The following is a 12,720-nucleotide window of genomic DNA, read 5'->3' on the forward strand; positions in this document are numbered from 1 at the left end:
TATGGTGAGGTTTCAGCTGGATTTGCAGTTTTTCGCTGGTGAAAAGACCGAAAAGGCGACTCCTAAAAAACGTCAGGATTCGAAGAAAAAAGGTCAGGTGGCAAAGAGTCAGGATGTAAATACCTCTGTGAATTTAATTGCCGTGTTTTCTGTGTTATTTCTTATGGGACCGTACATGTATAATCATTTGCTCGGTCTTACGAAAGAATATCTGCAACATTTTACCTTGGCTGGATTCAGTGAGGAGAATATGCAAATTATCATGATAGAGGTTTTAAAGGAGATGGGCCTTATCCTAGGACCCGTTTTTGCAGCAGCGATAGTCGCTGGGATATTGGCTAATGTCATGCAAGTCGGGTTTCTGTTTTCGACTGAATCCATACAGTTCAAACTTGATAAATTGGATCCCATTAAAGGATTCAAACGTATTTTTTCAATGAGGGCCATTGTTGAGTTATTGAAATCCATTCTTAAAATATCATTTGTTGGTTTTGTTGCCTTTTATGTACTATGGCAGCGCATGGACGAGATTATGATTTTATCACAGATTTCTGTGGAAGAAGCGATGGCAACATTGGCGGATATTACGATTAAAGTAGGATTTTATGCTGCCGTGGCTTTATTGTTCATTGCTCTATTAGACTATTTGTATCAAAAATATGACTTTGAAAAAAACATCCGGATGTCCAAACAGGATATTAAGGATGAATATAAAAATTCCGAAGGGGACCCGCTCATCAAATCCAAGATAAAGCAAAAGCAGAGGCAGATGGCCGCTCAAAGAATGATGCAGGAAATTCCCAATGCGGATGTCGTCATCACTAACCCGACGCATTTTGCTATTGCTTTAAAATATGATGAAGAAAAAGCTGAGTCTCCGTATGTAGTGGCAAAGGGCGTTGATTTTGTTGCCCAGAAAATTAAATTCATTGCCAAAGAAAATGATGTGACCATGGTGGAAAATCGGCCTTTGGCCAGGTCTTTATATGATCAAGCTGAATTAGGCCAAGCGATACCTGAAGAGTTCTTTAAGGCGGTCGCTGAAATACTGGCCTTTGTATATAAAACCAAAGGTAAACTGTAAAGAAGTAATAGGGTAACCCGCTAGTTAGGAGAGAAAAAACATGCGAGCAAGAGATTTAGTTGTTATATCGAGCGTCATCATGATCGTTGCCATGTTGGTCATTCCATTGCCAACATGGTTGTTAAGTATTTTACTCCTTTTAAATATCTCTCTTGCGCTGCTGGTTCTATTGACTACGATGAATATGAAAGAACCTCTCGAATTTTCAATCTTTCCTTCCTTGCTCCTTTTACTGACATTGTTCAGGTTGGGGTTGAATGTTTCGACGACTCGTGCCATTTTGACCTATGGTGATGCTGGGGGAGTTGTAGAAACCTTTGGGTCGTTTGTAGTCGGCGGTAACGTGCTTGTAGGATTAGTTGTATTCATCATTTTGGTCATCATCAATTTCATCGTCATCACGAAAGGTTCCGAACGGGTCTCGGAGGTAGCGGCAAGGTTTACGCTGGATGCGATGCCAGGGAAACAGATGGCCATCGATGCAGATTTAAATGCTGGGATGATCTCCGAAAACGAAGCACGTGCCAGAAGGGAAAAAATTAGTAACGAAGCAGACTTTTATGGATCCATGGATGGGGCTAGTAAGTTTGTTAAAGGGGACGCCATAGCGGGCATCATCATTGTCATCATTAACTTGATTTTCGGTATGATCATTGGTGTCATGCAATTGGACATGAGCTTTGGAGAAGCAGCCGTCCATTTTTCCATGTTATCGGTTGGTGACGGAATCGTGAGTCAGGTACCAGCTTTATTGATTTCTACAGCTACGGGAATTGTCGTAACCCGGGCAGCCTCGAATGGAAACCTCGGAGCGGATATTGTTGAACAGTTATTTCAATTTCCCAAAATGCTTTACCTAACAGCAGCAACCATTTTCCTTTTAGGGTTATTCACTCCCATTTCCGACTTGTTCACCATTCCGATCGCTGCTTTATTAGTCGTTGGAGGGTATACAATTTCAAGGATACCGAAGCAGGACGAAAGAGAAATACAAGAAATGGAGGAAGTGCTGGAAACCGATGAAATGAAAAGTCCAGAAAGCGTCGTTAACCTTTTAAGTGTCGACCCGATCGAATTTGAGTTTGGATATGGATTGATTCCGCTTGCGGATGCCAATCAAGGGGGAGACCTACTGGACCGGGTCGTCATGATCCGCCGGCAGCTTGCAATTGAGTTGGGGCTCGTGATCCCTGTCGTCAGAATACGTGATAATATTCAGTTGAATCCTAATGAGTATCGGCTGAAGATTAAGGGAAGTGTCATGGCAAAGGGGGAATTGCTCCTAAATCATTTCTTGGCCATGAGTCCAGGGATGGAAGATGATTCAATAGAAGGAATCGATACGATAGAACCGTCTTTCGGTTTACCGGCCAAGTGGATTACGGATGATATGAAAGAACATGCCGAGATTCTGGGTTATACAGTTGTGGACCCGCCAAGTGTTGTATCCACCCACTTGACGGAAGTCATAAAGTCCAATGCGCAGGAATTATTGGGCAGGCAGGAAACGAAACAATTGATCGATCATCTTCACGAATCGGCACCTATACTAGTAGAGGAAGTCACTCCGAATCCCTTGTCTATAGGAGATGTACAAAAGGTATTGGCAAAACTATTGAAGGAAAAGGTTTCGATAAGGAATTTACCGATCATTTTCGAAACGCTTGCTGATTATGGCAAGTTATCGACTGACACAGATTTGCTTACCGAATATGTAAGGCAGAACTTAGCGAGACAAATAACAAATTCTTTTATTGCGGATGAAAATAGAATTAAAGTCATAACATTATCGGGGAAAGTTGAAAAGACCATCGCTGATGGTGTACAGCAAACTGAACATGGTAATTTTTTATCATTGGATCCAACTCTATCGCAATCCATATTGGAGGCAGTTGCAGCCAAATTGGAAGAGCTGACCCTAATGGATCACCAACCGATCCTACTCTGCTCTCCAGCAGTAAGGATGTATGCCCGGCAATTAACTGAACGTTATTTTCCTAATGTACCGATTCTTTCATACAATGAACTCGAATCGAATGTGGAAGTACAAAGTGTAGGGGTGGTGAATATCGATTGAAGGTAAAGAAATATTTGGCGCCATCAATGAACGAGGCAATGAAGCGAATAAGGACGGAACTAGGCAGTGATGCAGTAATCTTAAGTTCGAAGGCTGTATATAATGGTGGTTTCTTAGGATTATTCAAAAAGAGGAATATTGAAGTCATTGCAGCCATAGACCCTGTGTCCCAGCCTATCCAAGCCGTAACCAAGCAAAAATCGAAGAAGTTGCCATCAAAGCTGGAAATGGCAAGTCATGCCCCTGAACCTAATGAAGGGAATGGGGAAAGTGCTGACTTATTAAAAGAAATCGAAGGTTTGAAAGATATGATAAAGAGTTTGCAAATCTATTCAACTGATAAAAAATATCCGGGGAAGCTGGAGAAAATCCACGAATACCTAACCGAGCAGGAAGTGGATATATCACTTCGGTCCCAAATCATGGATGAATTGCTTGAAAAATGGTTCGTTTTTAAACAGCAATCCACTGATGAAGAGGTTCAAGTTTGGTTGGAAGAAGCCATGCTCGGGATTTTAGAAGAAGTTGGAAACGGAAAACCCGGGCTGCAAAAAAAATATATTAATATTGTTGGCCCAACAGGTGTGGGAAAGACAACGACCTTAGCAAAAGTAGCTGCGGAAACCATGTTAAAGCATGATAAAAAGGTGGCCTTCATTACGACGGATACGTACAGGATTGCTGCAATAGATCAACTTAAGACATATGCCAAGATTTTAAACGTTCCAATTGAAGTCGCTTATAACTTGGAAGACTTCAAAAGGGCTGCTGAACGCTTCTCCCATTATGATTTTGTTTTTATTGATACGGCCGGAAGGAATTTCCGTAACCCGCAATATGTCAAGGATCTTAATGAAATCATCCATTTTACAGATGAGATGGAAACCTATTTAGTATTGTCATTGACCTCTAAACAAAAGGATATGGAAGATATTTATCGACAGTTTGCTGCCATACCTATTAAACAGGTCATTTTTACAAAAGCGGACGAAACCTCCACTTTCGGGCAAATATTCAATTTTATAAATACTCATAAATTAGGAGCCGCCTATATAACAGATGGACAAAATGTGCCAGACGATATTGAAATAGCTACATCATCACAGCTATTGAAAATGGCTATTGGGGCTAATAAATATGAAAGATCAAGCTGAGAATTTACGAAAAAGATTGGAAGCCCGCCAAAATCGATCAATGGCCAAAACGATTGCCGTTTTAAGCGGGAAAGGTGGAGTGGGAAAATCAAACTTTTCCTTGAATTTTTCGATTGCCTTATCCCAAAGAGGCAAAAAAGTACTGTTGTTCGACATGGATATCGGTATGGGGAATATTGATATTTTGATTGGGGAACAATCTCCCTGCAGCATAATTGATTTTTTTGAAAACGATTGTAGTTTGAAGGATATCATCATGACAGGACCGGGAAACATTTCAATCATTACAGGTGGAACGGGGTTGACGGCTCTCTTTTCACTTGATGAGGAAAAGTATACCCGGTTTAATGAGGAGTTCGGTTTATTGTTGGCGAATTACGATTATATCTTATTTGATATGGGTGCTGGCATCACTCAGGATTCCATGAAATTCCTGTTATGTGTGGATGAATTAGTCGTTATCACGACACCTGAACCCACTTCTATCATGGATGCATATTCCGCAATGAAATATATCCATTCAGTAAATAAAGAGATATCATTGTTCCTGGTTTGCAATCGGGTTTTCACGAGTAAGGACGGCAAAGATACGATTAAGCGGCTCCAAAATGCACTAGTGGAATTTTTGGGACTGGAAACTGTAGCACTTGGGTACTTGCCAGATGATAGAACCGTACCCAATTCTGTTAACAAACAAATACCCTTTCTTCTTTTCGATTCTGAAGCCGATATATCCAAAGCTATTATGGACATTGCTTCGAGATATTCAAATCATTCATTTGGGGAAGAATTGACTTTGCAAAAAAGCCATTTCCTCCAAAATATGAAGAGATATTTTTTTGGAAAGTAGGTCTCCTTATATGAGTAAAGTAAAAGTGCTGATAGTGGACGATTCTGCATTTATGAGAAAGTTAATTTCAGAGTTTTTAGCAGAAGATAGCAGGATGGAAGTCATCGGGACTGCGAGGAATGGTAGAGATGCCATAGACAAAATAAAGGCTTTAAAACCCGATGTCGTGACTTTGGATGTGGAAATGCCGATTATGGACGGATTGGAAGCATTAAGCCGGATCATGAATGAATGTCCAACTGCTGTTGTCATGTTATCAAGCACAACGAAAAAGGGAACGGAAAATACATTTGCCGCCATGAACAGTGGAGCCTTTGACTTTGTGGCTAAACCCTCTGGTGCCATTTCATTGGATTTACATAAAATCAAGAAAGAACTCCATGAAAAAGTTATGGCGGCCAGCAGGGCAAATGTTCACAAACTAGAAAAAAATGCAATGAATATTGAAAGAAGCCCATCTGTTTGGGAAAAATATAGTAAAATAGATTCAAAAGAATCGTCAGAAATTAAAAAAAATCAAAAAAAATGGTCCTATGGGTACAAAAAAATAATAGTCATTGGTACATCAACAGGAGGCCCGAGAGCTCTGCAGACCGTCTTGGCAGGACTCCCGGAAGAAGTTGATGCTCCCATACTCATTGTCCAGCATATGCCCCCCGGTTTCACAAAATCCTTGGCAACACGCCTGGATTCATTGTGCAAGATTAAAGTGAAGGAAGCTGAAGAGGGGGAACTGATTCAAAAAGGTGTCGCCTATATCGCACCGGGAGGTTTTCACTTGAAAGTGAAGAAAGTCGGAATGAGCTGGACAATCCTTTTGGATCAATCCGAATTGCGTAATGGACATCGCCCGTCAGTTGATGTGCTATTTGAATCGGTAAGTGAAATGAATGATTCTGCGAAAATAGCCGTTATCATGACCGGGATGGGAATGGACGGTTCGATGGGACTCATGAAGCTTAAACAGGAGGGTCCTTTAAAAGCGATAGCCGAATCACAGGAGACATCAATCGTTTTTGGTATGCCTAAGGCGGCAATCAATACCAAGTTAATAGATAGCATAGAGGATGTAGAAAAAATAGCTAAAGCGATAATGAGCTATTGTTAACACGTGGAGGTGTGAGATTGTATGGATATGAATCAGTATTTAGAGGTTTTTATAGAAGAAAGTAAAGAACATCTTCAAACGTGCAGCGAACAGTTGCTGGTACTCGAAAAGAACCCGGAAGACCTCACGATCGTAAACGAAATCTTTCGTTCCGCCCATACCTTAAAAGGGATGTCGGCGACTATGGGGTATGAGGATTTAACCAATTTAACCCATAAAATGGAGAATGTGTTGGATGCAATCCGAAATAGTCAAATCGCCCTCTCTCCAGAATTATTTGATGTGATATTTTTAGCGGTTGATGATTTAGAAGCGATGGTCATGTCCATTGCAGAAGGTGGAGATGGAAAAAGAAATGTGGAAGAGGTTGTCCATCAGCTGGAAGTGATTGAAAAAGGGGAGTCGCCCGTTTCTTCCACCATTGCAGAGATTGCAGCAGCTTCTGCCGTCCTTGAAAAAGAGGAAATGACTGTGGGAGAGTACGATGAATTTGAATGGACAGTGCTTAAGCAGTCCAAAGATCAAGGCTTCAACAGCTTCGAAATCTCGATAGGGTTGCGAGAGAACTGTCTTTTAAAAGCTGCCCGGGTGTTTATGGTTTTCGAGGTGCTTGAAAAGTCAGGTGAAGTAATCAAGTCACACCCACCGGTCGAACTTTTGGAAGAAGAACAATTCGATCAGCAATTTACGGTCACGATGGTAACAACAGAATCGAGTGATGAGATAAAGGAAAAAATCATGAAGGTTTCCGAAGTGGATCAAGTTGTGGTAAATGCCCTTGATCTTGAGGGCTTGAGGCATGCAGCCAATTCTATAGAGGATCAAGTTGCTGAAGTACCGGAACAAGAGACAATTAAAGCCGTGCTTCCAACTGATAATGATGATAAGAAAAAACAGGCACTCGTTAAGCCGGCATCAAGCAAGACCATTCGGGTGAACATTGAGCGGCTTGATATATTAATGAACCTATTCGAGGAACTAGTAATCGATAGAGGCAGACTTGACCAAATTTCCAGTGATTTGAATAATCAAGAATTGCATGAAACAGTAGAAAGAATGTCCCGTATAACAAGTGATTTACAAACAATCGTTTTGAATATGCGGATGGTGCCCGTTGAAACTGTATTCAATCGTTTTCCTAAAATGGTTCGTCAATTAGCAAGGGATTTAAACAAGAAAGTCAATTTGGAAATCAACGGTGCAGAAACGGAACTTGACCGTACAGTCATTGATGAAATCGGTGATCCTCTCGTCCATTTATTAAGAAACGCCATGGATCATGGAATTGAAACACCTGAAGAACGTTTGGCGAAAGGAAAGAAAGAAGAAGGTAAAATCCTTTTAAAAGCCTACCACGGCGGCAATCATGTTTTCATTGAAATTGAGGATGACGGTGCAGGAATCAATAAAGATCGTGTCTTGAACAAGGCGCTCTCCAATGGGATATTAACCAAGGAAGCTGCCGACACCCTAACGGATAAGCAAATCTATGAATTGATATTCGCTTCTGGTTTCTCAACAGCGGAAACCATTTCAGATGTATCGGGGCGCGGTGTTGGACTGGATGTGGTTAAAAATACTATTGAGTCTCTCGGTGGATCTGTCACGATCGATTCCAAAGAGAATGATGGATCCATCTTCCTTATTCAGCTTCCGCTTACATTGTCCATTATCTCTGTCATGCTGGTTGCAATCCAAAACGAAAAATATGCCATACCTCTTTCTTCGATAATAGAAACAGCGATCATAAAAAAAGCAGATATCTTGAATGCCCATAATCAACAGGTTATTGACTTCAGGGGAAAGATCCTGCCGCTTCTGTTCTTGAAAGATATATTTGAAGTGCCAATCAGTCTGGAAGAAGAAGAGTCCCTCTCTGTGGTCATTGTAAGAAAAGGTGATAAATTAGCCGGATTAGTCGTTGATTCATTCATCGGGCAGCTGGAAATCGTTCTGAAATCACTAGGTAATTATCTAAATAGCGCTTTTGCAATATCGGGGGCAACGATCCTTGGTGATGGTCAAGTTGCTTTAATTATAGATTGCAACACATTGATTCATTGAATGATAGATAAGCGGGGCAGGGGAATGGGACGTTGGTTCAACCGTTTCGATTCAAGTTTTCGTTAAGACTGCACAACAATCAGGAGTTTATTAAAAGGAGGGGAATAGATGTCGGAGGATATGAAAGTAATCGTATTTCAAATTAAAGATAAAGAATATGCAATACCAGTGGATAAAGTCAGCGGTATCGAAAAGATTCTGCATATTACCAGAGTTCCAAAGGCTGTAAAGTTTGTTAAGGGAGTCATAAATCTAAGGGGTGTAATCACTCCAATTATTGATTTGCGGGTGCGTTTTGGTTTCGAAGAGATGGAATACGATGAATCAACAAGGATTATCATCGTCATTCTGGATGATATGGAAGTTGGGTTAATAGTGGACTCTGCCAATGATGTTTTGGATATTCCAGTGGAGAGTATCGAACCTCAGCCTGAAGTTGTGGGACATTTGGCTTCAGAATACATTAGCGGAGTGGCTAAAATTGACAAGCGACTGCTCGTCCTAATCAATTTGGAGAAGGCTCTAAGTCTGGAAATGACTGAAAATATATTAAGAGAAGGATAATCATATGTCGTTCATTGAGAAAATCAACCCTATTCAACTCGATATTTTGAAGGAAATCGGCAATATAGGTGCAGGGAACGCAGCAACTGCGTTTTCTGCCATCCTTAATAGTAAAATTGATATGAATGTTCCTAATGTCCGAATCGTTTCCTTTGATGAAATGATGGAAATGGCTGGCGGGGCCGATCAAGTCGTTGCCAGCGTTTTCCTTAGAATAGAAGGTGATGCTTCAGGGAGTATGTTTTTTATCCTTTCGCTTCCTGTAGCCCAATACTTGATTCGTAAGATGACTGGTGATGAGACCTTTTTGATGGAATCCGCACCCCATACTGAATTGGCGCTTTCTTGCCTTCAGGAATTAGGGAATATCTTATCGGGATCCTACCTCTCTTCTCTTTCTGATTTCACCCGATTGAATATCTATCCATCCGTTCCATCATTGAGCATCGATATGGTAGGGGCAACGATCAGTTACGGATTATTAGAATTATCAAAAGTAAGTGACGCAGCCATCGTCATTGATACTGTGCTTGAAAAAGACCAGCTTTTCGCTGAATCCATTAATGGTCATTTCTTTTTATTACCTGATCCCGAATTTTTTGATATCATTTTTTCCGCTTTAGGAGTGTCCACCTAATGACTGAATTGTTAAAGGTCCAGGTTGTTAAGGTTGGAATAGCGGATATGAATATTATAAAACCTCCCTATACGATTCGCACTTCCGGGCTGGGGTCGTGTGTTGGTGTTGTGATTTATGATGAGAAAAAAGAGATTGCGGGTTTGGCACATATTATGCTGCCTGACTCTTCATTAGCTAAATCGGGGCCGATCAACGTTGCCAAATTTGCAGATACGGCGATAAAGGAATTGGTGCAGCTCTTAGTAAAAGAAGGCGCAAGAATGCCATTCCTAAAAGCGAAGTTGGCTGGCGGAGCACAAATGTTCCAATTTGCCTCCGGAGGGGATTTAATGAGAATAGGACCACGGAATGTGGAAGCTGTTCGAAAGGTGTTATCTGACTTGCGCATTAGAGTCGTCGCTGAAGATGTTGGCGGGAATAGCGGAAGAACGATTGATTTCAATTTAAGTGATTGTTTGCTAAATATACGGACCGTTACAAAAGGGACTAAAAACATATAGGATCGGATTTGGCTTTTGAAAAGCCAAAAATATGACAGGTACACTTGCAATCGAATTATTATTGCATTTATGGCTTTAGGGGCCGTATCGATCACAAATCGCATAACAATGTTAGGAGGATGTCCAATGTCTCATCTGACCATCGAAGAAGAGCAGTTATGTTGGAAGAATTGGGTGGATCGCAGAGATTCGCTAGCCGGGGACATTTTGGTGAAGAAATACATACCTCTCGTATCGTATCATGTTCAACGTATTTCAGTAAGTCTTCCTAAAAATGTGAGCCGGGATGATATAAGGAGTTTAGGAATGATGGGGTTATTCGATGCCCTGGAACGTTTTGACACGAAGCGTGATCTGAAGTTTGACACATATGCTTCATTTAGAATACGTGGTGCTATTTTAGATGGATTAAGAAAAGAGGATTGGCTTCCGCGGAGCGCAAGAGATAAAGCCAAGAAAATTGAAGCTGCAATAGAAAAGCTGGAGCAGCAATACATGAGGAACCTTTCGCCAAACGAGATTGCCGCTGAATTGAATATTCCGGAAGATGAAGTATATGCTGCATTAAATGAGAACTTCTTTGCCAATGTACTATCAATGGATGAAAATCCCCAAGAAGACGATAAAGAAAGCGCGAATTTTCATATTAAAGATGAAAAGGCGGATTTACCCGAGGAACATGTGTTAAGGGATGAACTGTATTTTGAATTGGCCAAAGTCATAGAAACCCTTAATGAAAAAGAACAGTTGGTTTTACAGCTTTTTTATAAAGAAGAACTAACATTGACCGAAATCGGGCAAGTGATGAGCCTATCTACGTCCCGGATATCCCAAATTCATTCAAAAGCGATATATAAATTAAGAAACACGATGCAAGATCAAAAAAATTAATCATGATATTTTAATGAAGAGGGCTACGGAGTTTGGGAAGCATAAAATCCCAATTGAACGAAGAAGCCCCCTGCAAGCTTGAAAGAATTGATAAGGTACCCGCATCAATAAATGCTTCGAAATCACAGAATGTACGAACTGTACTTAGTCAATAAGAGCAAAGCAACAGATTGACTATTCCGGTTAATTAGGAGGCAACATGACAGCGTTTTTTATATTTCTGTTGTTTGTATTAAACATATTCACCATTTTCGCCATCATCGTTTTATATCTTCGGCAAAATCGTTTAAGTAAGTTGGAAAAAGACCAAAAAGCCATCATTGGAGAAATGGAACAACTTTTGTCTGGTTATTTAATGGAGATGAAAGAGGATAATGAGGCATTGGTAAAGGCATTCACCAATTCGGTGGCAATGAATCACGAGCATGGTCAAAAAGGTCAAGTACATGGCTCGATCAAAGAAACAAAGGAAGATAAAGAAGAAAAACAGGAACAAAACATGCTGCTAGAGTATAAAGAGGGAAGCCGTGCCGGTGCTAAAAAGCAGGCAATCAACGCCTATAAAATTATGCCTGAAAAAAATGAAACCAATGCTTTACCAGTAAAAGTCGAGGACAAATTGGAGCTTTCATCGGCAGTCGCTTCTCCTAAAAACGAAGGGAAGCCGGCTGGCATGGAATTTTCGGACATGCTGCAGGCTTCGTTAAATGAACGATCATTAAATTCAAAAGTGGATATGTTAGCGGATCAAGGACATTCTGTAGAGGAAATCGCCAAAAAGTTAGGTTGCGGTCAAACCGAGATAGAGCTATTACTAAAGTTTCGCATGAATAGATAAAGTTATCTCTTGATTGTGCAGAGCCATTATGATATATTATGAAATGGTGTTAATACACACGCCCCGTGATTCTTGCAGATGGTGCTGTTATGACAGTTTCTGTATGAAAATGATCGGTGCGGAGGAAAAACAAAACCATTTAGGAGGAACTAAAATGTCAGTCATTTCTATGAAACAATTGCTTGAAGCTGGTGTACATTTCGGACACCAAACACGTCGCTGGAACCCAAAAATGAAGAAATATATCTTCACTGAGCGTAACGGCATCTACATCATCGACCTTCAAAAAACAGTTAAAAAGGTTGAAGAAGCTTATAACTTCGTGAAAGAACTAGCTGCTAACGGTGGTACTGTTCTTTTCGTTGGAACTAAAAAACAAGCTCAAGAATCTGTTAAAGAAGAAGCTATCCGTTCTGGTATGTACTATGTAAACCAACGTTGGTTAGGTGGAACTTTAACAAACTTTGAAACAATCCAAAAACGTATCGCTCGTCTTAAAGATATCGAAAAAATGGAAGAAAACGGAACTTTCGAAGTACTTCCTAAAAAAGAAGTTATCCAACTTAAAAAAGAATGGGATCGCTTAGAGAAATTCTTAGGCGGTATTAAAGATATGAAGACTCTTCCAGATGCGATCTTCGTTATCGACCCTCGCAAAGAGCGTATCGCTGTTGCGGAAGCACACAAATTACACATTCCACTTGTTGGTATCGTTGATACAAACTGTGATCCGGATGAAATCGATGTAGTTATTCCTGCGAATGACGATGCAATCCGTGCTGTTAAATTATTAACAGGTAAAATGGCAGATGCTATCTTAGAAGCTAAACAAGGCGAAGAAACAGCAACTGAAACAACTACTGCTTAATAAGTAAAAAAGGTTGCTTATTCAGTAAGAAAAAAGGTGATAAGAGGATAATGCCTTTTATCCCTTTTTTTTGCACTAAATA

12 protein-coding genes are annotated in these 12,720 nt (G+C 40.5%); all 12 read left to right on the forward strand.

What is annotated here, in order from left to right; all coding sequences use genetic code 11:
* The first annotated feature begins 1 nt into the window (after position 1).
* Positions 2-1,084, forward strand: a complete 1,083-nt coding sequence (gene flhB / locus ACWF5P_RS19100; RefSeq protein ID WP_434169079.1) for a flagellar biosynthesis protein FlhB — start codon at positions 2-4, stop codon at positions 1,082-1,084.
* A 40-nt stretch (positions 1,085-1,124) separates the two neighbouring features.
* Positions 1,125-3,161, forward strand: a complete 2,037-nt coding sequence (gene flhA / locus ACWF5P_RS19105; RefSeq protein WP_434169080.1) for a flagellar biosynthesis protein FlhA — start codon at positions 1,125-1,127, stop codon at positions 3,159-3,161.
* Positions 3,158-4,315 carry a flagellar biosynthesis protein FlhF gene (gene flhF, locus ACWF5P_RS19110; protein WP_434169081.1) on the forward strand — a complete coding sequence of 386 codons (1,158 nt, stop codon included), beginning with the start codon at positions 3,158-3,160 and terminating at the stop codon, positions 4,313-4,315. Before flhA ends, flhF begins: the two co-directional genes overlap by 4 nt.
* On the forward strand, positions 4,299-5,165 hold the full coding sequence (locus tag ACWF5P_RS19115) for a P-loop NTPase (RefSeq protein ID WP_434169082.1): 867 nt from the start codon (positions 4,299-4,301) through the stop codon (positions 5,163-5,165). Before flhF ends, ACWF5P_RS19115 begins: the two co-directional genes overlap by 17 nt.
* 10 nt (positions 5,166-5,175) lie before the next feature.
* Positions 5,176-6,273 carry a chemotaxis-specific protein-glutamate methyltransferase CheB gene (locus ACWF5P_RS19120; RefSeq protein ID WP_434169083.1) on the forward strand — a complete coding sequence of 366 codons (1,098 nt, stop codon included), beginning with the start codon at positions 5,176-5,178 and terminating at the stop codon, positions 6,271-6,273.
* 21 nt (positions 6,274-6,294) lie between these two features.
* The gene (locus ACWF5P_RS19125) at positions 6,295-8,337 is read left to right on the forward strand and encodes a chemotaxis protein CheW (protein WP_434169084.1); all 2,043 of its coding nucleotides are present in this window, start codon (positions 6,295-6,297) and stop codon (positions 8,335-8,337) included.
* Between the two features lie 108 nt (positions 8,338-8,445).
* Positions 8,446-8,901, forward strand: coding sequence for a chemotaxis protein CheW (locus tag ACWF5P_RS19130; RefSeq protein ID WP_434169085.1), 456 nt, complete (start codon positions 8,446-8,448; stop codon positions 8,899-8,901).
* 4 nt (positions 8,902-8,905) lie between these two features.
* Entirely contained in the window at positions 8,906-9,538 is a 633-nt protein-coding gene (locus tag ACWF5P_RS19135) for a chemotaxis protein CheC (protein WP_434169086.1), read from the forward strand.
* On the forward strand, positions 9,538-10,041 hold the full coding sequence (locus ACWF5P_RS19140; RefSeq protein ID WP_101224667.1) for a chemotaxis protein CheD: 504 nt from the start codon (positions 9,538-9,540) through the stop codon (positions 10,039-10,041). Before ACWF5P_RS19135 ends, ACWF5P_RS19140 begins: the two co-directional genes overlap by 1 nt.
* Before the next feature lie 126 nt (positions 10,042-10,167).
* Positions 10,168-10,932, forward strand: a complete 765-nt coding sequence (locus ACWF5P_RS19145) for a FliA/WhiG family RNA polymerase sigma factor (protein ID WP_434169087.1) — start codon at positions 10,168-10,170, stop codon at positions 10,930-10,932.
* A gap of 199 nt (positions 10,933-11,131) precedes the next feature.
* Positions 11,132-11,770: a hypothetical protein gene (locus tag ACWF5P_RS19150; protein WP_434169088.1), complete on the forward strand. Its 639-nt coding sequence runs from the start codon at positions 11,132-11,134 to the stop codon at positions 11,768-11,770.
* Positions 11,771-11,924: 154 nt separating this feature from the next.
* A complete protein-coding gene (gene rpsB, locus ACWF5P_RS19155) occupies positions 11,925-12,638 on the forward strand; it encodes a 30S ribosomal protein S2 (RefSeq protein ID WP_034313644.1) in 714 nt (237 codons plus the stop codon).
* The last annotated feature ends 82 nt before the right edge of the window (positions 12,639-12,720 follow it).

The organism is Peribacillus sp. NPDC055009 (assembly GCF_053608705.1).

Excerpts from the sequence above, each read along its gene's own strand:
- flhB (WP_434169079.1), top strand. The coding sequence starts at position 2 with ATGGTGAGGTTTCAGCTGGATTTGCAGTTTTTCGCTGGTGAAAAGACC.
- flhA (WP_434169080.1), top strand. The coding sequence starts at position 1,125 with ATGCGAGCAAGAGATTTAGTTGTTATATCGAGCGTCATCATGATCGTT.
- ACWF5P_RS19115 (WP_434169082.1), top strand. The coding sequence starts at position 4,299 with ATGAAAGATCAAGCTGAGAATTTACGAAAAAGATTGGAAGCCCGCCAA.
- ACWF5P_RS19120 (WP_434169083.1), top strand. The coding sequence starts at position 5,176 with ATGAGTAAAGTAAAAGTGCTGATAGTGGACGATTCTGCATTTATGAGA.
- ACWF5P_RS19125 (WP_434169084.1), top strand. The coding sequence starts at position 6,295 with ATGGATATGAATCAGTATTTAGAGGTTTTTATAGAAGAAAGTAAAGAA.
- ACWF5P_RS19130 (WP_434169085.1), top strand. The coding sequence starts at position 8,446 with ATGTCGGAGGATATGAAAGTAATCGTATTTCAAATTAAAGATAAAGAA.
- ACWF5P_RS19135 (WP_434169086.1), top strand. The coding sequence starts at position 8,906 with ATGTCGTTCATTGAGAAAATCAACCCTATTCAACTCGATATTTTGAAG.
- ACWF5P_RS19140 (WP_101224667.1), top strand. The coding sequence starts at position 9,538 with ATGACTGAATTGTTAAAGGTCCAGGTTGTTAAGGTTGGAATAGCGGAT.
- ACWF5P_RS19145 (WP_434169087.1), top strand. The coding sequence starts at position 10,168 with ATGTCTCATCTGACCATCGAAGAAGAGCAGTTATGTTGGAAGAATTGG.
- ACWF5P_RS19150 (WP_434169088.1), top strand. The coding sequence starts at position 11,132 with ATGACAGCGTTTTTTATATTTCTGTTGTTTGTATTAAACATATTCACC.
- rpsB (WP_034313644.1), top strand. The coding sequence starts at position 11,925 with ATGTCAGTCATTTCTATGAAACAATTGCTTGAAGCTGGTGTACATTTC.